The sequence below is a fragment of the Nonomuraea sp. 10N515B genome, assembly GCF_052245915.1.
Classification (GTDB): domain Bacteria; phylum Actinomycetota; class Actinomycetes; order Streptosporangiales; family Streptosporangiaceae; genus Nonomuraea.
Window position 1 is genome coordinate 134672 of record NZ_JBQQBQ010000019.1, and the last position, 22123, is coordinate 156794.

15 protein-coding genes and 1 pseudogene are annotated in these 22123 nt (G+C 68.7%); 6 read left to right on the top strand and 10 right to left on the bottom strand.

The genetic code is table 11. From position 1 onward, the window contains the following. Positions 1-73: 73 nt before the first annotated feature. From ACTWQA_RS27795 to ACTWQA_RS27815, 5 genes are all read right to left on the bottom strand, one after another. On the bottom strand, positions 74-3031 hold the full coding sequence (locus ACTWQA_RS27795) for an NEW3 domain-containing protein (RefSeq protein WP_443162006.1): 2958 nt from the start codon (positions 3029-3031) through the stop codon (positions 74-76). A 93-nt stretch (positions 3032-3124) separates the two neighbouring features. Further along, positions 3125-4279 (bottom strand): mandelate racemase/muconate lactonizing enzyme family protein, encoded by a 1155-nt coding sequence (locus tag ACTWQA_RS27800; protein ID WP_443162007.1) that lies wholly within the window; start codon positions 4277-4279, stop codon positions 3125-3127. A gap of 34 nt (positions 4280-4313) precedes the next feature. Then, entirely contained in the window at positions 4314-5141 is an 828-nt protein-coding gene (locus tag ACTWQA_RS27805; RefSeq protein WP_443162008.1) for a carbohydrate ABC transporter permease, read from the bottom strand. Continuing rightward, the gene (locus ACTWQA_RS27810; protein WP_443162009.1) at positions 5141-6091 is read right to left on the bottom strand and encodes a carbohydrate ABC transporter permease; all 951 of its coding nucleotides are present in this window, start codon (positions 6089-6091) and stop codon (positions 5141-5143) included. The genes ACTWQA_RS27805 and ACTWQA_RS27810 overlap by 1 nt, the downstream gene beginning before the upstream one ends. A gap of 26 nt (positions 6092-6117) precedes the next feature. Further along, positions 6118-7386 carry an ABC transporter substrate-binding protein gene (locus ACTWQA_RS27815; RefSeq protein ID WP_443162010.1) on the bottom strand — a complete coding sequence of 423 codons (1269 nt, stop codon included), beginning with the start codon at positions 7384-7386 and terminating at the stop codon, positions 6118-6120. A gap of 136 nt (positions 7387-7522) precedes the next feature. Between ACTWQA_RS27815 and ACTWQA_RS27820 the strand changes: the two genes are divergently transcribed. Further along, complete coding sequence (locus ACTWQA_RS27820) at positions 7523-8296, top strand: FadR/GntR family transcriptional regulator (protein ID WP_443162011.1); 774 nt, start codon at positions 7523-7525, stop codon at positions 8294-8296. Between the two features lie 15 nt (positions 8297-8311). On the opposite strand, the gene ACTWQA_RS27825 is transcribed toward ACTWQA_RS27820, so the two are convergent. Next, positions 8312-9055 carry a FadR/GntR family transcriptional regulator gene (locus tag ACTWQA_RS27825; protein WP_443162012.1) on the bottom strand — a complete coding sequence of 248 codons (744 nt, stop codon included), beginning with the start codon at positions 9053-9055 and terminating at the stop codon, positions 8312-8314. Between the two features lie 324 nt (positions 9056-9379). Here ACTWQA_RS27825 and ACTWQA_RS27830 point away from each other — a divergent pair, with 324 nt between their 5' ends. From ACTWQA_RS27830 to ACTWQA_RS27845, 4 genes are all read left to right on the top strand, one after another. Next, positions 9380-10447, top strand: coding sequence for a sugar ABC transporter substrate-binding protein (locus ACTWQA_RS27830; protein ID WP_443162013.1), 1068 nt, complete (start codon positions 9380-9382; stop codon positions 10445-10447). Continuing rightward, entirely contained in the window at positions 10437-11954 is a 1518-nt protein-coding gene (locus ACTWQA_RS27835) for a sugar ABC transporter ATP-binding protein (RefSeq protein ID WP_443162014.1), read from the top strand. Before ACTWQA_RS27830 ends, ACTWQA_RS27835 begins: the two co-directional genes overlap by 11 nt. Next, positions 11947-12969: an ABC transporter permease gene (locus ACTWQA_RS27840; protein WP_443162015.1), complete on the top strand. Its 1023-nt coding sequence runs from the start codon at positions 11947-11949 to the stop codon at positions 12967-12969. The genes ACTWQA_RS27835 and ACTWQA_RS27840 overlap by 8 nt, the downstream gene beginning before the upstream one ends. Positions 12970-13035: 66 nt before the next feature. Continuing rightward, positions 13036-15750, top strand: a complete 2715-nt coding sequence (locus tag ACTWQA_RS27845) for a glycosyl hydrolase family 95 catalytic domain-containing protein (protein ID WP_443162016.1) — start codon at positions 13036-13038, stop codon at positions 15748-15750. On the opposite strand, the pseudogene ACTWQA_RS27850 reads toward ACTWQA_RS27845, so the two are convergent. After that, positions 15747-16111 (bottom strand): annotated as a pseudogene (locus tag ACTWQA_RS27850) (cellulose binding domain-containing protein). The gene ACTWQA_RS27845 and the pseudogene ACTWQA_RS27850 sit on opposite strands and share 4 nt — an antisense overlap. Further along, positions 16108-17733: a GH39 family glycosyl hydrolase gene (locus ACTWQA_RS27855; RefSeq protein WP_443162017.1), complete on the bottom strand. Its 1626-nt coding sequence runs from the start codon at positions 17731-17733 to the stop codon at positions 16108-16110. Before ACTWQA_RS27855 ends, ACTWQA_RS27850 begins: the two are co-directional and overlap by 4 nt. A 219-nt stretch (positions 17734-17952) precedes the next feature. On the opposite strand from ACTWQA_RS27855, the gene ACTWQA_RS27860 reads away from it, so the two are divergent. Further along, the gene (locus ACTWQA_RS27860) at positions 17953-18996 is read left to right on the top strand and encodes a LacI family DNA-binding transcriptional regulator (protein WP_443162018.1); all 1044 of its coding nucleotides are present in this window, start codon (positions 17953-17955) and stop codon (positions 18994-18996) included. A gap of 115 nt (positions 18997-19111) precedes the next feature. On the opposite strand, the gene ACTWQA_RS27865 is transcribed toward ACTWQA_RS27860, so the two are convergent. Together ACTWQA_RS27865 and ACTWQA_RS27870 are read right to left on the bottom strand one after the other, a co-directional pair. Then, a complete protein-coding gene (locus tag ACTWQA_RS27865; RefSeq protein WP_443162019.1) occupies positions 19112-20590 on the bottom strand; it encodes a serine/threonine-protein kinase in 1479 nt (492 codons plus the stop codon). Then, entirely contained in the window at positions 20580-21920 is a 1341-nt protein-coding gene (locus tag ACTWQA_RS27870) for a DUF4407 domain-containing protein (protein WP_443162020.1), read from the bottom strand. The genes ACTWQA_RS27865 and ACTWQA_RS27870 overlap by 11 nt, the downstream gene beginning before the upstream one ends. Positions 21921-22123: the final 203 nt, after the last annotated feature.

Below are 22123 nucleotides of genomic sequence, written 5' to 3' on the forward strand. Positions count from 1 at the left end.
GCGAGAGACACCTTTCGCCGGAGGCGGCCCTCCGCTTCCGGCGAAAGGTGTCTCCACCCACCAGGTGCACTCCTTACGTGCTCACGGAGAAGTCGCTGAAGCTGAACTGGCCTGTCACGCCGGCCGCGTGAGAGGTCGCGATCAACCCCGCGTCCTGCGTACCGGCGATGCCGGGCAGGGTGGCGGTCGGGCCGACCTTGATCCAATCGGTGCCGTTCGTGGAGTAGTAGCCGCTGACCTCGTTGCCGGAGCGGACGAGGCGGACCCAGGCCGGCGCCTTGATCCCAGAGGCTGTGCCGAACGAGTCGAGGTAACCGTTGCCGTTGGAGTCCCACTGGAAGGCGACCCCGTTGCCGGGGGTGACGACCATGACGGCGTACCCGGGCGACGACGCGGCGGCGGTGAGATCGTTGCGGATGACGACACCCGCCTTGGCCCAGGAGTTGGTGTTGTCCATCTCGGTGACCCGGGCCGTCACCGTGGCAGTGGCTCCGGCCGCGTCGTCCTGGTAGATGGCGCCGTACTCGTCGAACGACCCGCCGCCGTCCTGCCAGATGTCGGTGCCGGAGGTCAGGATGGCGTACGCGGATCCGGCTTCGGCGAACCGGCTCGGCACCGAGCCGTACCCCTTCAGGGACGTCAACGGGTTGAGCGCGGTCAGTGTCAGCGACCTCTTCAGCGCGTACTGGGTCCTGCCTGCCTGGAACGTCAGTGACATCGTGACCGGCGCGCGGTCGACCGGGGTCGTGACCGACCCGGGCGCCGTGACCTTCCACGACACGGTGGCCGAGGCGCCCGCGGGGAGGTCCGGCTTCAGCGGCTCGCCGATGGGCACGGCCTGCCACTTCTCGGGGACGGTGATCCGGGCACGCAGGCCGGAAGCCGGGCTGTCACCGATGTTCGCCACCGTGGCGGTGACCGTGCTCGTACCACCGGCGCTCACGCTGACCGGTTCGGCCACGAGGTAGGCGCCGACCGGCGGGCGCTGCGGGTCGGCGGGGCCGCGGTACTGGCCGGTCGGTCCCGCCTTGTGGATCACTTCGCTGGCCGCGATCGGGAGGTTGCCGGAGGTGATGGCGGTGTTGTCGCGTGTGACGTTGCCGCGCTGCCCGTTGACGATGCCGGTGATGGCCGGGTTGGTCGCGAAGTTCCCGGTCAGGGTGAGGTTGCCGGTGTGGTTGCCGTTCTGGTTGTTGGCATGCGCCCACTGCCCCGCGGTGTTGACAAACACGTTGCGGTTCGCGGACAGGTACCGCGAGCCCTCGTCGAAGTACAGGCCGAGCTGCCCGCTGTTCTCGCAGTAGTTCTCGTCGATCGTGCTGCGGGGCATCGCGGAGAGGGTGTAGATGCAGCCGGCGTCGTTCATCGTCTGGATGACGTTGCGCACGTGGTTACCCACGATGCGGACATCGCTCGAGGTCGTCGGGGTGTCGTAGATCGGCTGGAAGTCGTAGAGCCCGCGGTTGATGTACTCGGGGCTGCCGCCCGGGTCGTTGGCGCCCCAGCCGAAACCGACGCCGATGCCGGAGTAGGGCATGTCCGAGACGTAGTTGTGCTCGATGGTCAGCCGCGTGACGTAGCTGGCGAAGATCGCGTCCTGGTCCTGGTATTCGAGCGCGGTCGCGTAGACCCGGTTGTCGCTGAGCTTGATGTCGCTGTTGATCATGCGCGGGTCGGAGGGGTGGTGGGCGTCGGGCCGTACGCCGCCGACCACGATGCCGCCGCCGGCACTCGCGGTGAACGTGCTTCCCGTGACCGTCACGTGGTGCGCGCCCAGTCCCACGCCGCTGGCATGAGCGTTGGCGTCGTTGCCGATGCCGAGCCCGACGGAACCGAGGTTCACGAAGGTGTCGCCGACGAAGCTGACATTCTCCGCGGCTGACACCTGCACCGCACCGGGTGCCTGAGCCCAGCCGTTGCGCGCTCCTTCGAATCCCTTGCAGCCGACCGCGCACGAGGTGAACGCGTCGGCCGGCCGGTGCGGCTGAACGCCGCTGATGAACGTGCCGGTCTGCTGGTTGGCGTATCCGTCGGCAGTTCCGGGGTGCAGCCATGTGGTGCCGGTGAAGGTCAGGCCCTCGAACCGCAGGTTGCGGGCGGGCTCGTCGTACGTCCCGCCGACCTGCAGCAGCGACTCCAGCCGCGGCAGCTCGACGCGCGTACGTGAGAGATCCTGCCCGGCGAGCGGTTTGTAGTAGAGCGTGCCGGCACTCGGGTCCAGGTACCACTCGCCGGGCTCGTCGAGGAACCTCCTGGAGTTCAGCAGGAAGAAGGCCGGCGTGCGGAACGGAGACTGGATGGTGTCGTAACCGTAGGTGTTGTTGTCCCAGGCCGGTTGCTGCATGACGACCGTGGAGCCGGAGATGCTCTGCACGGGCGCGAAGCGGTTGGTGAACGACAGCATCGCCTGGAAGTCGATGCGCTTCTGGTCGGGCAGCGTGGCCAGGTAGGCGAGGCTCGGGTTGTTGACGGTGAAGCCGGTCGCGTTGAGCGTGATGTCGCCGCGGGCCAGCTTGGTGCGTGCCCGCTGCGCCAGGACGCCGTCGACGTAGAGCTGCCGGCTGTCGGATCCGGTGCCGACCTGGGCCTTGTAGACGCCCGTCGCGGCGTCGTCGAGCACCCAGCCGGTGACAGGCTTGGCGCCGCTCAGCACGGGCTTGGCGCCGCGCCTGGCCTTCCAGGTCACGGTGTGCCCGTTCCGGCCGGAGTCGGCGGCGCCGAACCGCAGCGGCGCGGTCAGCCGATAGGTGCCGTCGAGGAGTTCGACGGTGACGTCGCGGTTGCCCTCCGCGGCCGCCTGGCGCGCCCGCCGTTGTGCCTCCTCCAGGGTCGCCAGCGGCCGTCCGGCGCTGCCCGGGCCCTTGTCGTCGGCGTTCGTGGTCCCGGGGGGCGCGACCACGATCGTCTGGTTTCCCGGGGCCGTGGTCTCCGCCCGGGCGGGGACCGGGCCGACGAGGAGTCCGGCCGCGATCAGTAAGGCGGCGGACGCCGCAGCTGATGTTCGTCTGTGCAGCACGAGTAACGGACGCACGCGTGTTCCCTTTCTTCCGGCACCTAGGTGGCAAGGACGGGAGGCGGCGAACGGTGCCAGTCCACCTCGCCGTCCGGTCGTGAGGGTCTACGACTAGGGGGTGAGCAGGCGCTGCGATGCGGCGCCCTGATCGGCCACCGCCAGCAGTCGCCGTCCGGCGTGCTCGGGCCGGACGTTGGGGGTGCCGGCGGCCGCCATCGCGACGGCCGGGCGGCAGGCGAGCGAGGTGACCGCGTCCTCGTCGATCGATATGCCCAGGCCGGCGGAGTCTCCGAGGATGAACGCGCCGTCCTCGACGGTCAGGTCTAGAGACACCCCGAGAGGTGGCCGCAGGTCCTGCAGCTCGCTGATCAGGTGGTTCGGTACCGACGTCGCGGCGTGCAGCAGGGCGATCGGGGTGGTGCCGATCGGACTGACCGGCAGGTCATGGGCGTGTGCCAGCGCGGATACGCGCAGGAAATGGGTGATCCCCCAGACGGCGGCCGTCTGGACGATGTCGGCGGCTCCCGCGGCCAGCAGCGGTCGATACTGCTCGAGCCCGGTGAGATTCTCGCCCGTGGCGACCGAGGCCCGGATCCCGCGGCCGACGACGGCCAGGCCTTCGGCGTCCCACCGCCGGACCGGCTCTTCGATCCACGTGAGATCCAGGGTGCGTTCGAGCTCGTGGACGTGCCGGACCGCCTGCTTGCGGGCCCAGGCCTCGTTCACGTCGAGCATCAGGCCCGGTCGCGATCCGTGCCCGGCCTCGGTCAGGACGTCTCGTACCAGTGTCAGGCGGTGCCGGTCGCGGTCGATGTCGAGGCCGCCCTTGAGCTTGGCCGCCCGCAGCCCGTGCCGGGCGTAGACCTGGTAGAGGGAGACGAGTTCCTCATCTGTCAGGTCGATGTCCAGGCCGGAGGCGTAGGCGGGGACCCGCCGGTCGCGACCGCCCAGCAGGCGCCAGAGCGGTTCGCCGGCGGCCTGCGCCTTGATGTCCCACAGAGCGGTGTCGAGCGCGCCGATCGTGCCGAACACGGCGCCCGCGTGGCCGGCCTTGAAGGTCTGTCGCAGCATGCGGTCGTAGAGCGCCGTCACGCCGCGCGGATCCTCGCCTTCGATGGCGGCGAAGATGGTGTCGAGGTGTGCGTGCGGCCCGAGGCCGACGCCGGTGAACCCCTCGTCGGTGTCCACCATGATGATCGGCACGGGTACGTTCCCGTCGGCGTAGACGCCGTTGGCGTCACCGACGGAGCGGCCCCATTCATGCACCGTTGTCAATGTGCGATACCCCGAAATGCGCATGTCAGCCCTTCGTGGAGCCGGCGGTGACACCGTCGGCGATCTGACGCTGAAGGAAGAGATAGAGCAACAGGACGGGGATCGCGGCGATCAGCACTCCTGAGGCGAACTGGGGGATGTTGTCCGAGTACTGCCCGCGCAGCGAGGTGACCCCGACCATGAGGGTGCGATGCTCTGGCGAGGGCATCATCAGCAGGGAGATGAGCACGTCGTTCCAGCAGAACAGGGCATCGAGGATGCCGACCGACAACAGGGCCGGAGCGCCGAGCGGAATCATGATCCGCCGGTAGACTCCGTAGGTGGAGTTCCCGTCGATCCTTGCCGCGTGGATGATCTCCACCGGGATGGTCCTGTAGTGGCTGGTCATCAGGAAGATGGTGAAGGGGAGGAACTGCGCGACGTAGGCCAGGATCAGCCCGGGATAGGTGTCGATGAGGCCACTGTCCGCCATGACCCGGGCCATCGGCACCATGATCACCTGGAACGGGACGAACAACGCCGCGAGGCAGCCGAGGAACAGCGCCGAGGAGCCGCGGAAGCGCAACTGAGCCAGTGCGAAGCCGGCCATCGACCCGAAGAGCAGCAGCAGGATCACCGCTACCGTCACCACGATGAGCGAGTTGGCGAAGTAGCGCGCCATGCCGACGCTGTTCCACGCCGCGGCGACGTTCTCCAGGTGCAGCGAGCTCGTAGGGGAGAAGCGGTCGAGGATGTACTCCCGCCGGGTCTTCATCGCGGCGTTGGTGGTGAACAGGAGGGGATAGACGGTCGCCATCGCGAGGAGTGCCATCGGGACGGCGGCCACCCACCTGCCCAAGCTCTTGCCGGGCATCAGTCTTCCCTCCCTGCGCGGCGGAGCACGATCACCTGCAGGATTCCGACCACGAGCATGATGAGGAACAGCACCGTCGATGCGGCCGAGGCGAGTGCCGGGCGGTTCATCCGTCCCTGCTGGATCCAGACGTAGAACTCCGGCAGGTACGTCGAACCTTCAGGGCCGCCGCTGGTCATGACGTACAGCAGGCCGAACATGGACGTCAGCATTCCGATCATGGTGGTCACGAAGACGAACTGGATGGTGCGGGACAGGCCCGGGACGATGACATGCCAGATGATCTGGGGCAGTGACGCGCCGTCCATCCGGGCGGCGTCCAGGAGTGCGGCGTCCAGCGTGGAGAATCCGGCGAGGAACACCACCAGGGCCATCCCGAACGTCGCCCAGATGTGCACGCCGACGACCGTGAACATGGCGATGTCCGGGTCGCCGAGCCAGTCGACGGGGCCGAGGCCGATGTGTGACAGGGCGGCGTTCAGCGGGCCGTCGAAGCCGAGCATCAGATTGAAGATCGCACCGACGATCACCGGTGAGAGCACGGCCGGGAAGAAGTAGACGCCGCGGAAGAGCCGATGCCCGGGCACCCGCAGGTAGATGAACGTCGCCAGCAGGCCGGGGATCGCCACCGCGACGGGAAGCAGGATCACCAGCAAGCCGACATTGCCCAGCGCGGTGCGGAACAACGGATCGTTCAGCAGTTCCGCGTAGTTGTCGAAGCCGACGAAGGTCCCGTTGCGCTCGCCGTCGCCGGTGAAGGAGAAGTTGACGCCCAGCAGCAGCGGCCACAACCGCAGCGCCACGATGATCAGTACGGCCGGAGCCACCAGGACGAAGGGCGCAAGACGCTCGGCCCGCGCCCCACGGGGGGTCCTTCCGGTGCCGCCGTGGCGTCCTGGCCGCTCGAACTTTGCCCCGGTGGTCCGCTCCGCCTGCGCCGAGCGGACCATCGGTGACGAACCCCCGAGCGGCACGATCAACTCGCCTTGTCCGAAGCGGCCATTTGCTTCACCACGTCATCCACGCTCGCCGACCCGCTCAGGAGCTGCTGGGACAGCCGGCCCATCAGGTCCAGGGTCTTGCTGGACAGCGCGACGTGCAGTGCGGGCTTGCCGCCCTTGATCTGGGGCACGATCGCGGCCACGGCGGGAGCGCCCTGCGACACGTCAATCGTGGTGTCTGAGGTGATCGCGCCGGCGCCGGTGTAGAAGGCGGTCAGCGCGCCGGTCGAGGTCAGCGATCGCACCAGGTCGGCGGCCAGCTGAGGATTCTTGGTCGATTTGGCGACCCCGTAACCGATGCCGCCGTCGTAGGGGAGCACGGGCGTGGCTCCCTCGGTGACCACGGGGGCGGTCATGACGCCGACCTGGTCGGCGCCCAGGAATTCGCCGAAGTCCTTCCAGTGCCCGATATCCGACATCAGCCCGATGATGTGGGCGGACTTACCGGTGTTGAAGACGGCGAAGGCGTCGTTGAACAGCGCGGTGGAGTTGGCCCCGTCGTTGTTCAGGCCGTCGTCGTTGACCTTCTTCCACAGGGCGAAGATCTCCTTCACGTGGGGAGAGGTCCAGTCGCGTTTCCCGGAGATCCAGTCGTCGTACTCCTTGGGCGTCAGGATGCCCGGCCCGAGTCCCGACATGAAGAACTGGATCCCGAAGCCTTCCTTGTTGCCGAGGGCGAAGCACCTGGCGCCGGCCGTCTTCTTGATGGCGGCGCAGCCACTGACGAACTCGTTCCACATCTTCGGCGGGTTCGCCGGATCCAGGCCCGCCTTCTGATAGATCGTCTTGTTGTAGTAGATCGGGTGGCCTTGCAGCGTCACCGGGGCGGCGTAGATCTTGCCGTCCTTGCTGAAGGCGTCCCAGCCCGCCAGCCGCTGCTTGTCCTCGGCAACGTACTGGTCCAGCGGCAGGAGCGTGTCCACCCGGTCGCGGAGCTGGCCGCCGCCGTTGAAGAGCATGACGTCGGGGCCCTTTCCCGACTGGGTGGCCGCGCCCAAGAGCGTGTAGTACTGATCGAACGGCTGGGCCACGAACTCGACGGTGACATCCGGATGTTTCTTGGCGAAGTCGGCCTTGGCCTTCTCGACGTAGGAGGCCACGGCCGGTTCGCCGGATTTCCAGTCCCAGACCACGATCCTGCCCTTGGACTCCCCAGGGGAGGACTGCGTCGGTGCGGCGCTTCCGCAGCCGGTCACGGCCAGTCCCATGACGAGGACGACCGACCATAGTGTTCGCTGCCTCATGGCTGATCACTCTCCAGAACGCGGCCGGTGTCCTCGGCCGTCTGCCCGGAAACGTAATTCGTATGACGTATGCTGTCAATACGGATGACATATACTGCCGCGGTGGCGCTGGCCTAGCAGGTCACCGGAGGAAGATATGACGGCATCGCAGGAATCGCCCGGCAGCGTCCCCGTGCCGCCGCCCGCATGGGTCCGACGACCGGCCAGCCTGGGCAAGGCGGTGACAGCGGAACTCGTGGAGCGCATCGTCCGCGGCGTGCACCCGCCCGGCACGCCCCTTCCCCCAGAACCCGTGCTGTGCGAGACCTTCTCGGTGAGCCGGACCGTCGTCCGTGAGGCCGTGAAGATCCTCCAGGAGAAGGGGCTCGTCCAGGTTCGCCAGGGCGCGGGCACCATGGTGAACCCGCCCACGATGTGGGACATGCTCGACGAGCTCGTTCTGGCGGCGACCATCGACATGGACGAGAGTCTGGGGATCCTCGACGACCTCGTCGTCACCCGCCGCCTGCTCGAGTCCGACATGGCCTACCTCGCCGCCCGGGTGGCGGACGAGGAGAGCATCGAGCGGCTGCGTGCTCTGGTGGACCGGATGGACGAGCTCGTGGACGACCATGTCACCTACGCCGATCACGACCGCGCCTTCCACGACACGATCATGCTGGCGTCCGGCAACCGCATCGCCCGGGGCGTGGTGCGAGCGCTGGAGAGCCAGGTGATCAACACCGCCCGATACATGGGCAAGCCGGAACGCGTCCTGTGCGTGGCGTCCAACCAGGGCCATCGCCGCATCTATGAACGCATCGCCGCCCATGACCCCGATGGCGCCAGCGAAGCGATGTTCACGCACATCACCGAGGCCTGGCTCGTCCGGCGCAACGCACCCAGCGCCCCCGTGCGCCTGCAACGTTAGCGCGCCCGCCGGGCTCTACGGCGCCCGCCTGGTTGTGAGCGGCAGCGTGGTGGACGGGGGTGACCACCGGGCGTCCTCGACGTCTCCCAACACCGAGCGCAGCCAGGTCTCGGTCGTGCCGATGTGCACGAGCGCCGCGGCCTGGGCGAGCGTCGCGTCGCCGGCGGCCAGGGCGTGGTAGATCGCCTCGTGCTCGGCGACGGTCTTGTGCGAGCTGCCGGCCTCCACCGTGCCGCGCCACACCCGCATCCGCAGCGTGCGGCCGGAGATTCCGTCGAGCAGGGTGGACAACGTTTCGTTGCCGGTCGCCCGCACGACGGCGCGGTGGAAGGCGGCGTCGTGGTGGTTCAGCTTCTCCACGTCATCGCAGGCGGCGCGCATCGCGTTCAGGTGCTCGCCGATCTCGTCGAGTTGCTCGGCGGAGATCCGGGACGCGGCGAGGGCGGTCGCCGCGGGCTCGAGCATCCGCCGTACCTGGACGATCTCCAGCAGGGTGTCGTCGCGCAGCAGCTCGACGGCCAGTCCCAGCCCTTCCAGCAACAGCCGCGGCTCCAGGCTGGTCACGAAGGTGCCGTCGCCCCGCCGTACGTCAAGGACCCGGGCCACGACCAGCGCCTTGACCGCCTCGCGCAGCGGGTTGCGGGAGACGCCGAGCTGGGCGGCGAGCTGGTGCTCCGGCGGTAGGCGCGCTCCCGGTGGCAGCTCGCCCGACTGGATGAGGGCCCGGATGCGGGAGATCGCCTCGTCGGTCAGGGACATGCGGGCGGCCTCCAGGCACAGAGTCGCTCGATCGACACGCGGGTCACGCTGGGAAACATAACAGACATCCTATGTCCGAGGAAGATTTGGACTTATGGATGAGCAGACATGGGTTGTCTACTCATCGCAGTGTGTGCTGCCGGGGGAGGTTTCCGCGATATCACAGGTATTTCCCTGGAGGTCTAGACACACCGCCCTCGTGAGGATTACAAAGACATCCCATGTCGGTGTGGTGAAGGCTGCTTCACCTCCCCGAAACATCCCATGGAGGACGCCCACGCGCCCCGCTCCCCAGCCCCCACCCAGCACAGGGAAGGAACACCCATGAGAAGAGGACTCGCCTTAGGGACGGCCGTCGCTCTGTCGGCCGGCCTGGCCACCGCCTGCGGGGGCGGCGGAGGCGACGGCACGGCCGCCTCAGGAGGCGGCAAGCCGGTCGTCGGGGTGGACTATCCCCGCTCCGACACCGACTTCTGGAACTCCTTCATCAAGTACGTCCCCCAGTTCGGTGCCGAGAACGGCCTGGAGCTGAAGACCTCCAACTCGCAGAACGACATCTCCAAGCTCACCGCCAACGTGCAGAGCTTCATCAGCCAGGGCGTCAAGGGCGTCGTGCTGGCGCCGCAGGACACCGCCGCCGTGGCCCCCACCCTCCAGCAGCTCAACACCAAGAAGATCCCCGTCGTCATGGTCGACACCCGTCCCGAGCAGGGCGACGCCTTCATGGTGGTACGCGCCGACAACCGGGCGTACGGCGAGAAGGCGTGCAAGTTCCTCGGCGAGAAGCTGTCCGGCAAGGGCAAGGTCGTGATGCTCCAGGGCGACCTGGCCTCCATCAACGGCCGCGACCGCACCGAGGCGTTCAACGCCTGCATGAAGGCGAGCTACCCCGGCATCACGGTGTTCGGCGAGGCCACCAACTGGGACGGCGCGGTCGCCTCGCAGAAGCTCCAGACCCAGCTCACCGCCAATCCCGACATCAAGGGCGTCTACATGCAGTCGAGCTTCGCCCTGTCGGGCACCCTCCAGGTGCTCCAGCAGCGCGGCCTCCTGGTTCCGCCGGACGATCCCAAGCACGTCTTCGTCATCTCCAACGACGGCATCCCTCAGGAGCTCAAGGAGATCGCCGCCGGCAACATCGACGCCACCGTCTCCCAGCCGGCCGACCAATACGCCAAGTACGCGTTGCAGTACACCAAGGCCGCCATCGACGGCAAGACGTTCCAGCCCGGCCCGACCGACCACGACAGCACCATCATCCAGGTACGCCCCGGCCTGCTGGAGGACCAGCTCTCCGCGCCCCTGGTCACCGCCGACGGCGGCACCTACGCAGGCGTGGCGAGCGTCAAGCCGGCCGACTCCTCTCTGTGGGGCAACAACCTTGGCGGGTGACCAGGCGGCCACGCCTGTCGTCGAGGCGGTGGGTGTCACCAAGAGATACGGGGAGACCGTCGCGCTGGACCGCGCCGGAATCCGCATCATGCCCGGCCAGACCCACGCGCTCGTCGGCCGCAACGGAGCCGGGAAGTCCACCCTGGTATCGATCCTCACCGGGCTCCAGGCGCCCGACGAGGGCGAGGTGCGCTTCGGCGGCGAGCCTGCCCCGCGCCTGGCCGACCGTGATGCCTGGCGGCAACGGGTGGCCTGCGTCTACCAGAAGTCCACGATCATCCCCGAGCTGACCGTGGCGGAGAACCTCTACCTGCACCGCCACGACCTGAACCGGCTCGGGCTGGTCCGCTGGGCCGCCCTGCGGCGCAAGGCGGCCGAGTTGCTCGCCACCTGGTCGGTGGACGTCGACGTGCGCCTGCCGGCCGGCGAACTGGACGTCGAGCAGCGGCAGTTCGTGGAGATCGCCCGTGCGCTGTCGTTCGGCGCCCGGTTCATCATCCTCGACGAGCCGACCGCCCAGCTCGACGCGGCCGCCATCGCCCGGCTGTTCACCCGTATCCGCACCCTGCAGGAACAGGGAGTGACCTTCCTGTTCATCAGCCACCACCTGCAGGAGATCTACGAGATCTGCGACACGGTCACGGTCTTCCGCGACGCCCGGCACATCCTGACCACCACGGTGGCCGATCTGCCGCACGCGGAGCTGGTGGCGGCGATGGCGGGAGAGGCCGCCGGCCTGGTAGAGGCGTCCTCCCGGACGGCCGTGCCCGGCGGCGCCGGTGTGGTGCTCGGCGTGCGCGGCCTGACGTACGGCGACGCCTACCGGGAGATCGACTTCCGGATCCGGTCCGGCGAGATCGTCGGCCTGGCCGGCGCGGCCGGCAGCGGCAGGACCGAGCTGGCCGAGACCGTCGTCGGGTTGCGCGCGGCCGATTCGGGCGCGATCGAGGTCGCCGGGCGCGCTCCCCGTCCCGGCAGCGTGCCCGACGCGCTCGCCGCAGGTGTCGGCTTCGTCCCCCGCGACCGGCACCACCAGGGGTTTGTCCCGATGATGTCGATCGCCGACAACGCCACCATGACCGTCCCCGACCAGCTCGGCGAGGCCGGCCTGATCAGCGGCCGGCGGCGCGACCGGCTGGCCAGGACCCTGATCGCCAACCTGGCGATCAAGACCCCCGGTCCCGGCCTGCCCGTGATGGGCCTGTCCGGCGGCAACCAGCAGAAGGTCGTCATGGCCAGGGCGCTGGCCTCCGATCCCCGGCTGCTCGTGCTGATCACCCCCACCGCCGGGGTGGACGTCAAGTCCAAGGAGTTCTTGCTCGGCAAGGTGGAGGAAACGGCCGCCAGAGGAACCGGCGTGCTGATCGCCTCCGACGAACTCGACGACCTGCGGCTGTGCGACCGGCTGCTGGTGATGTTCCAGGGCCGTGTCGTCGCCGAGATGGCCGCCGGGTGGCACGACCACGACGTGGTGGCGGCCATGGAAGGAGTCCGGCTCGATGCCTGAGAAAACTCTCACGCCCGCCACCGAGAACGCCGCCCCCGAGCGGGACCGGCCACGGGTACGACTGGCCCGGCTGCGCGACTTCGCCCTGATTCCCGCGATCATCGCGATCGCCGTCGTCGGCCAGATCGTCAACCCGATCTTCCTGCAGGGCGACAACCTGATCAACATCCTGCAGACCATGTCGGAGATCTCACTGCTGGTCCTGGCCCAGACCATCGTGCTGGTCGCCGGAAAGATGGACCTGTCACTGGAGTCGACGTTCGGTCTCGCGCCGGGCGTGGCGGCGTGGCTGACCGTGGCCGCCGGTTCGGGCGCCGGGCTCGGCCTGCTGCCGGGCTTCTGGTCGATCCCCGTCACCCTGGCCGTCGGCGTGCTCATCGGCGCGATCAACGCGCTGCTGATCGTACGGTTCGGGCTCAACGGCTTCATCGTCACCCTCGGCATGCTCATCGTGCTGCGCGGCCTGCTCACCGGCATCTCCGGCGGCCAGACCTTCTTCAACCTGCCGGCGTCGATGCTCTATCTCGGCTCGGCCCTGTGGCTCGGCGTGCCCGCCTCGATCTGGCTCTGCCTGCTGCTGTTCGCCGCCGGAATCGTGCTGCTGGGCTTCACCAAGTACGGCCGCGCCCTGTACGCCATCGGCGGCAACGTGGACGCGGCCAAGGCGGCCGGCATCCGTACCGACCGGGTGTTGTGGACCGCCCTGGTGGGCGCCAGTGTGCTGGCCGCGCTCGGCGGCCTGCTGATGTCGGGGCACCTCGCCTCCGTGGCGGCCGCGCAGGGCGACGGCGCCATCTTCACCGTGTTCGCCGCGGCCGTGATCGGTGGTGTCGGCCTCAACGGCGGCAAGGGCACGATGTTCGGCGCGTTCACCGGCATCCTCCTCCTCTACATGATCCAGAACGTCCTCACCCTGGCCGGCGTGCCCGCCCAGTGGATCCAGGCACTCAACGGCGCGATCATCATCGTCGCCCTCGTCCTGTCCCGCCTGACCGGCGGCAAGGTCCAGGAATAGCCCGTCCCAGCACCCCTCACGATGGGAACAGCCATGCCCGGAAACCACCCGACGCGAAGGCAGCTGATGAAGCTCGGTACAGCCGGAGCCGGTGCGCTCCTGCTGCCGGTGCAATGGACGGCGGTCGCCCGGGCCGCCTCGGCACCGCCCCCAGAGGTGCGCGCCGCCAACGACCTGGCCCTCTGGTACGACGAAGCCGCCGGCACCGACTGGCTCCGCGCGCTGCCGATCGGCAACGGCCGTCTGGGCGCCATGGTGTTCGGCAACGTCGACACCGAGCGCCTGCAGCTCAACGAGGACACCGTCTGGGCCGGCGGACCGTACGACCAGAGCAACCCGAAGGGCGCGCAGGCGCTGCCGGAGATCCGGCGGCTGGTCTTCGAGAACCAGTGGATCCAGGCCCAGGACCTGATCAACCAGACGATGCTCGGCAAGCCCGCAGGCCAGCTGGCCTACCAGCCCGTCGGCAATCTCCAGCTCGGCTTCGGCAGCGCCGCCGGGGCGTCGGAGTACAACCGCCAGCTGGATCTCACCACCGCCACGACGTCCGTGACCTACGTCCTGAACGGCGTGCGGTACCGGCGCGAGGTGTTCGCGAGCGCGCCGGACCAGGTGATCGCCATCCGCCTGACCGCCGACCGGCCCGGCTCCCTCACGTTCTCGGCGACGTTCGACAGCCCGCAGCGGACGACCCGCTCCAGCCCGGACGCGACCACCGTGGCACTCGACGGCGTCTCGGGCGACATGGAAGGGGTGACCGGCTCGGTCCGGTTCCTGGCACTGGCCCGGGCCGTCGCCGAAGGCGGCAGCGTCACCAGCTCCGGCGGCACTCTGCAGGTGTCCGCCGCCGACAGTGTGACACTGCTGATCTCCATCGGCTCCAGCTACGTGAACTACCAGGATGTCGGCGGCGACTACCAGGGCATCGCGAGGAAGCACCTCGACGCCGCCCTCAAGCGGCCCTACGACAAGCTGCGCGGCCGGCATGTGGCCGACTACCAGCGCCTGTTCGGGCGCACGACGCTCGACCTCGGCCGCACCGCGGCGGCCGACCAGCCGACCGACGTCCGCATCGCGCAGCATGCGGACACCGACGACCCGCAGTTCGCCGCGCTGCTGTTCCAGTTCGGCCGATACCTGCTGATCTCCTCCTCACGGCCCGGCACCCAGCCGGCCAACCTGCAGGGCATCTGGAACGACCAGATGCGCCCGCCGTGGGACTCGAAGTACACCATCAACGCCAACCTCCCGATGAACTACTGGCCCGCCGACTCGACGAACCTGTCCGAGTGTTACGCGCCGGTGTTCGACATGATCAAGGACCTCACCGTGACCGGCGCCCGCACCGCCGAGGCACAGTACGGGGCGGGCGGCTGGGTCACCCATCACAACACCGACGCATGGCGGGCCACCTCGGTCGTCGACGCCGCGTTCTGGGGCATGTGGCAGACCGGCGGCGCCTGGCTGGCCGGCTTGATCTGGGATCACTACCTGTTCACCGGCGACGCCGGCTTCCTGCGCGCGAACTACCCGGCCATGAAGGGCGCCGCCCAGTTCTTCCTCGACACCCTGATACCGGAGCCGTCACTCGGCTGGCTGGTCACGAACCCGTCCAACTCACCCGAGCTCAGCCACCACCCGAATGCCAGCGTGGCCGCCGGCCCCACCATGGACATGCAGATCCTGCGTGACCTGTTCGACGGCTGCGCCGAGGCCGGCAAGGTGCTCGGCGTGGACGCGGACTTCCGGGCCAAGGTCGAGACCGCCCGCGAGCGGCTGGCGCCGATGAAGATCGGCTCCCGCGGCAACATCCAGGAATGGCTCTACGACTGGGTGGAGACCGAGCGCAACCACCGGCACGTCTCACACCTGTACGGCCTGCATCCCAGCCATCAGATCACCAAGCGCGACACACCCGAGCTGTTCGAGGCCGCGCGCCGGACGCTGGAGTTGCGCGGCGACGACGGGACGGGCTGGTCGCTGGCCTGGAAGATCAACTACTGGGCCAGGCTGGAGGAGGGTACGCGGGCGCACGACCTGGTCCGCGCCCTCGTCACACCGGCCAGGCTCGCGCCGAACATGTTCGACCTGCACCCTCCGTTCCAGATCGACGGCAACTTCGGCGCCACGTCCGGCATCGCCGAGATGCTGCTGCACAGCCACAACAGTGAGCTGCACCTGCTGCCGGCGCTGCCGGCGGCCTGGCCGAAGGGACGGGTGAAGGGCCTTCGGGGTCGTGGCGGTCACACCGTCGGCGCGGCATGGAGCGAAGGGCAGGCCGACGAGTTCCTGGTCACGCCCGATCGCGACGGCACCGTGAGAGTACGCGCCGAGATGTTCACCGGGCGCTTCAAGGTGGTCGACGCCATCAGCGGCGGCCAGGCTCGCACCAGGAAGGTCGGCCCCGACCTGATCGCGCTCACCGGGAAGGCCGGCCACACCTATCGCGCGTACAGCTTGCAGAAGGTCCGGCTCGGCGCACCGGCCGAGGTGATCCCGGGTCAGGAGGCCAAGGTCACCGTCACCGTCCGGGCGATCGAGATGCCGCTGGCCCCTTCGTCCACGGTGTCCGTCGAGGCTCCGGACGGGTGGAGCGTCACGCCCGCCCAGGTCGTGCTGGGGCCCCTGAGCCCCGGCTCGGAACGCACTGCCGAGTTCACGGTCACCCCGGGCGCGGACGAGCCCATGGGTACCGCGGTCCTGACCGGCAAGGCGGGCGGCCATGACTGGACCACGTCGGTGAAGGCCACGGTCCGGGTGTGGGGTTCCAGCGGCATTTAGGCGGCGGGGGAGCAGGCTGTGCCGTTGAGGGCGAACTGCGCGGGTGCCGTGTTCGTGCCGCTGTAGGTGGCCTGGAAGCCGAAGGTGACGGCGGCTCCGGCGGCGACGGTGGCGTTGTAGGGGCGTTGCGCGCGGTCACCTGGGCGCCTTGCTGGGTGACGGTGGCGTTCCAGGCGTTGGTGATCTGCTGGTTGCCCGGCCAGGCCCAGGTCAGCGTCCAGCCGTTGACGGCGGCCGTGCCGGTGTTGGCGGCGGTGAACCCGTTGTTCCAGGTGCTGGGTGTGTAGGTTACCTGGCAGGCGCCGGTCGGGGGAGTGGGCGTGCGCGCGCCCTGCACCCCTGAAGGCCGTGGCGCGGTCATGCCGACTGACTCAACGACATCACCGCCCAGGGCGTCAGTTCGACATCGAGGTTCAGCACACCGTTGTCGGGCACGGTCAGTGTGAATCTGACGAGCGAGTCGGCGACTTTGCTCAGGTACTCGCTCTCGGCCGGGGACGGGTTGAGAGGGGACCCGAGCTGATACCAGGCCTCGGCGACGTTCCCGTGCTCCCAGTCCAGGACCTCGACGAGGAACGTCGTGCCAGGCTCCAGGCCGCCGATCGAGTGGTGGATCCTGCGGCTCGGCCCCATCTCGGCCAGCGTGCGTGTCGCCGGGTACGCGTTCTGCGAGCTGAGACCCCTCATGGCCATGTCCTCGGGATAGTTGAAGAACACCGCCGACACGGCCGACGTCCGGCTGTCACGGGTCACGACCCCGTCGGACGTTGCGAGGAGCAGCCGGTCGCCGAGCCGTTCCAGCATGGTGAACGCGTGGAAGGTGGGCTTGTGAATGCCCGCCTCGTTCACGAGGCCGAATCCGCCGTGAAACGGTCCGATGCCGGCGCCTCCCTCCTCGAACACGTCCGTGAAGGTCCAGTAGGCGATGGAGTCGGCGAGGGTCGCGCATTTCAGGTACGCCCGCGTGATGTAGGTCGCCGCGAGCAGCGTGTCGTGGATGAAGTCGCGGGCCGACGGCGACGTCGACCACTCGCTGATGTGGATCTCCGCCTCGGGATACGCGCTGTTCTGCACGAGCTTGCGCAGCAGGGTCAGGTCGTCGAATGTGGCATCGGCGTACCGGGTGATGTGCACGGCCTCGCCGTCGGCGCCGTACGCGAAGTCGGCGGGGTACAGGTGGGTCGAGATGAAGTCGATCGGGAGCTCGCGCTCCGCGCACCAGGTAATGAAGTCCTCGATCCAGACCGGGCGCCAGTCGAGCGCGTCCACGTCGGCCGCGCCGGCCGTCTCGAGCGCCGCGGAGCGATCCTCGCTCTCGCCCTTGTAGCGGTCGTCGGGCACGAAGACGCTCGTCGAGGGCCCGCCCACCTTCAAAGCCGGATCGATCTTCTTGATCGCCCGCACGGTCTGCTCGTAGAGCTCGAAGTACTCGGTCTTCGTGCCGGTCCAGAAGTGCGGGACCAAGTTCGGCTCGTTCCACACCTCGAAGCGCCACTCCCGCACCTCGGTGAGGCCGTACCGGTCGATCCAGTGCTCGACCGACCTCGTGACCAGCTCGACCCAGCGCGCCATGTCCTTGGGCGGGCTGCAGTGAGCGCCCCACCAGAACACGGTCTCGGTCTGCGTCGCCAGCTCGCGCGGCATGAAGCCCAGCTCGACGAAGGGCCGGACGCCGCAGTCCAGGAGGAAGTCGAAGACCTTGTCGACGTAGCTGAAGGTGTACACGGGCGAGGGGAGGGGCGCGTCCGGGCCGAAACCGCCGCCGTAACTCTCCCGGTAGACGAACATGTCGTCGTGGAAGACGCCGTGAAAGCGGATGTACTCGATTCCCGCCGCGGCGACGACCTCGGCGAACTGCTGTCGCCAGTCCGCGCGCAGCGCCTCGTTCGCCCGCCCGGCGCCGATACACCTGCTCCAGACGTGCGGGAGCGCGCTCTCGTCAGGCAGCTCGCCGTTGATCAGGAACCGGGGGTTGCTCTTCATGGCCTCACTTCTCTTCACGAAATCGTTCACGGGGGAGGGGAATGGGCAGCCGCATGGCCTCTCCTCTCCTCCTGAACCGGTCCCGAAAATATTTCGCAACTTGTTCGGCGATCTCGAGGACATTAAGTGTCGCGCCTGTCCTGTGTCAACGGGTGGCAGCCCGGCCAGAAGGGTTCGTGGTAGGTTTCGAAATAATTTCGAAGCCTGAAGGGAGCCCTGATGCGACGGCGAGGTCGTTCCGAGCGAGCCACCTTGGCGGATGTCGCCCGACTGGCCGGCGTCTCGCCGGCGACCGCCTCGAAGGTTCTCAACGGGCGCGGCGATGTAGGGGCGAAGACACGCGACCTGGTGCTCGGAGCCATGGCCGAGATCGGCTACAAGCCGACGGCGGCGCGACACCAGCATCCGCGAGAGCGCACCCTCGTCACCGTGCTCGACATCGTGGAGTCCCGTTACGCCGGAACGGTGCTCCAGGGCATCCTCGCGGCCGCGACCTCGGCGCAGGCCGAGCTCCTCCTTCGCCTGCCGCCCGACGAGCCGATCAGCACGAGCCGTACGGCGGCGCGCGCCTGGATGGAGGAGCAGAAGGCCGCCGGTGTCGTCGGCATCATCGCGCTCGCCGTCGCCGTGCCCGACCCGATGCTCCTCGCCGCGGAGAATCTCGAGGTGCCCGTCGTGACGATCGACCCCATCGATACGTCCGAATCACGTCTCGTCAGCATCGGCTCCACCAACTGGGCGGGCGGTCGCTCGGCGACCGAGCACGTCATCAAGCTCGGCCACCGCAGGATCGCCTGGGTCGGCGGCCCCCTGGGCTCTGCCCCCTCACTCGAACGCTTCCACGGCTACCAGGCCGCGCTTGACTCGGCCGGCATCACGCCGGACCGCGCCATGATCCGCCACGAGGCGTTCTCCGTCGAGGCGGGACTCCGGCACGGCCATGACCTCCTCGCGCTCGACGAGCGGCCGACCGCGATCATCGCAGGCAACGACGAGATCGCCGTCGGGGTCCTCGCCGCGGCCAAGGAGCTTCACATCACCGTCCCGAGCGAGCTGTCGGTCACGGGGTTCGACGACACACCGCAGACCGAGTGGACCACGCCCCGGCTCACGTCCGTCCGGCAACCTCTCGTCGGCATGGGCCGGATGGCCGTCGAGACCGTCCTGCGCATGGCGGACGGTGTCCAGCCCGCCTCCCGGCACCTCCAACTGGCGACGACCCTCAGCGTCCGCGACTCGACGGGCCCCGTCCCGTCATCCTGATCGCCCTGGTGACCGACGTCTACCAACGCCGCTTGCCGGCCTTCATTCACGTCTGGCAGATCCACGCGGCGCACGCAGACCAGAACCGCCACCAGCGAGAGGACGAATCAGGCGGCTATCCCTCGGCGGCGAGTCTGCGCTCGACGTCGCCGCGGGTCGCGGACGGTAGCAGGGGCAGCAGGCGGTCGCGGCAGGAAGGCCGGCAATGCACGAGCACCCCGGCGATCGTGGCGGATGGAAGGCGACTGAGCGCCTGACCGGCCGGGTCCTCCGGCATCGCGGCGAGGGCGAGGCCGGTCTGCCGGCTATCGACGGCCGCCATCGCCTCGATGGCCGCAGCGGAATGCCGATCGTGCATGTGACCGAGCACGCGTCCGCGGTGGTGGGGGTCCATCGCCAGCACGACCCCGGCCACGAGGCTGGGGTCGCGTACCTGGTCCAGCAGCCGGCCCACGTGGCGCGGGAGCAACATCTGCAGGATCTTCGCGCACGTCGCCGCCTGGCGGCACATCTCCTCCACTGCGGCGGTCGAGAACAGCTGCCCCTGCTCGGCGAGGAGCACCGCCGCATCGGCCGCGGGCAGCGTGAGGACCATCGAACCTCTTTCTGCGGCGCCGGCGCCGGCGAGCGTCCGACGCACTCGTTGCGCCGCCACGCCGCCACCCGCTCCCGAGCCGTTCCCGCCTCGGCCGTCGCTCCCTGCGGAGGAGCGGTTCCCTCCAGCCCCGTTCGCCTGGGGAGGCGCAGGCGGTTTCGTGACAGGGCCTTGCGACGTCCGGCGCGGCTCCACCCCGGGAGAGCGCCCGGCAGCCTGCTCCAGCATGCGCGCCAGTTCAACGGCCGTCATCCGGGTGGCCGGGCTCTTGGTCAACAGCCGGTTGATCGTCGGCTTGAGCCTGCCCGCCCGGGTCATGGGGTCCGGGGGAAAGGTGAGGATCGCGAACCTGGTGGCCTCCTCGGTGCCCCTGCGGAACGGCGGACGTCCCTCCAGAGCCGTGTAGAGCGTGGCACCGAGCGACCACAGATCGGCCGCCTCGCCTGCCGGGGTGCCTCGCAGCCGCTCGGGGGCGATGAAGTCGGGGGTGCCGATCACGTGACCGAGCATGGTGATGCGCTCGTGACCCTCGATGGCGGCGATCCCGAAGTCCACCAGGACGACCCCACCAGAAGCGGTGATCAGAATGTTGTCCGGCTTCACGTCGCGGTGGAGCACCCCTACCGCGTGCGCGGCGGCGAGCGCGTCGAGCGCCTGGGCACCGATCCGCACCACGGCGGGCTCGGACAAGGGTCCCCGCTCGATCAACTCGCCGAGCAAGGCGCCCTGCACGTAGTCCATCACGATCCATGGGCCGTCCGGGGCGTCGAGCACGTCGTGGACGCGGACGATGCCCGGGTGGTCGATCCGGGCCAGCGCCCGCGCCTCGCGTTCTGCCCGCGCCCTGAGCTCGGGCAGGCGGCCGACGTCCGCGCGTACCTGTTTGAGCGCCACCACGCGGCCGAGCTTGCTGTCCCGGCCGCGCCAGACCCGCCCCATGCCGCCGCTGCCGAGTTGCGCCTCGATGACGAACCGGCCCGCGACGTGCTCACCAATCATCGTTCATTCCGGCGTACTCGGCCTGCGGGCCGTCGCCCGTCCCGGCCGGCCGGGAGGCGCGGTTGTCTCGGAGGCCGCGGAGCGCCTCGTCCTCGAAGCTCCTGCCCTCGTGGCGCTCCTGCGAGGGCGGGGACGGCGTATCGGTCGCGTGGAAGACTCCGGTACGCGGCTCATCCGCGGTGTACGGCCGGGTCGTGCCCTCCCGCCAGGCGGCGCGCCGTGGCCTCCTGTCCGCCTCGTAGATCTGGTCGATGGCCGCATTGACCTCACGCTTCTCCAACGCGGCCACGATCGTGTCGTAACTGCCCGGCCGCTGCATCAGCTTGACGATGACCGGCAGGCACTCGATGAGCAGGATGAACAGGAACAGCAAGATCCTCGCCAGGGTGAGGGTCGGATTGTTCTGCGACACCCTGCTGAGCGCCTCCAGCCGCAGCAGCAGGCCGTCGGATCCCTGGATCTCGGCCGCGAAACCGGATCTGAGCCGTGCCTGCCCTTCTGTCAGTTTGTCCAGCTCCGTCTGTACGCTGCGCAGGTCCTGCTCCGCCTGGGCCAGCCTGCTCGCCTTTCCGGCCTCCTGAGTGTCGCTGAGCCGTTTCCTGCGCTGCTCGATCTGCCGGTCGATGTCATTCACCCGATCGCGGGCGCTCTTGTACGCCTCCTCCGCCGCCTTCGCCAGCGGCCCGGAGCCCTTCTTCGCGCATTTGGGCGGCCCGACGTACAGCTGACACTGCCATTCCTGGTAGAACGCGTCCCGCTGCTTCACCGCCCGCTCGCGCGACTTGCTCAATTCCTGGATCCGGGGGTCGGCCGCCGGATCGAGCGCACTTTCCCCGCGGGAGGCGATCACGCCTTCCAGAGCCGCCGCGGACTTCTCCAGAGCGGCTATCCGCCGGCCGGTCTCGCCGCCCTGCTGTGCGCGGGTGAACGCGTCGGCCTTCTCCTGTTGGATGTCGACGATCTCGGCATCGATCTCGGGTTTGAAGATCTGCAGCACCAGGGGCGTGGAGATGACGGCCCCCAGCAGCAACGCGAGCAGCACCCGGGGCAGGGCGAGCCACAGGCGTCCTCCGCCTCGGGCCGGCAGGGAGGTGACGAGCCAGCGGTCCAGGCTCAGAATCGCCACGCCCCAGACGAGGCCGATCAGGACGGCGAGGGGCGGGAACACCTTGAGCGCCGAGGCTAACGCGAATGTCATGGAGATGGCGGCGATGCAGGCTGTGGTCAGGATGGCGCCACCCAGGCCGTGGAACCTGGCACGCTCCCCCCTGCACCTGTCCAGCACGTCCGGACGGGCACCCGACAAGACGATCAACCATCTACCGACCATGCGCGGCTCCGGGAGGAAGGGACCAGGGCGCTCCACGCCCTACCCCGTGAGTAATCCACTGACTACCATAAACAACCGGCAATCATGATTTATAACAAGAGGGCCTGACCGCCCGCCATGCGGTGCTGTCACGAAGGATTACAAACTACCAGAAAACGGACAAAGGCTTGACTATCCCCCTTTACTATCACTTACTCCACCAA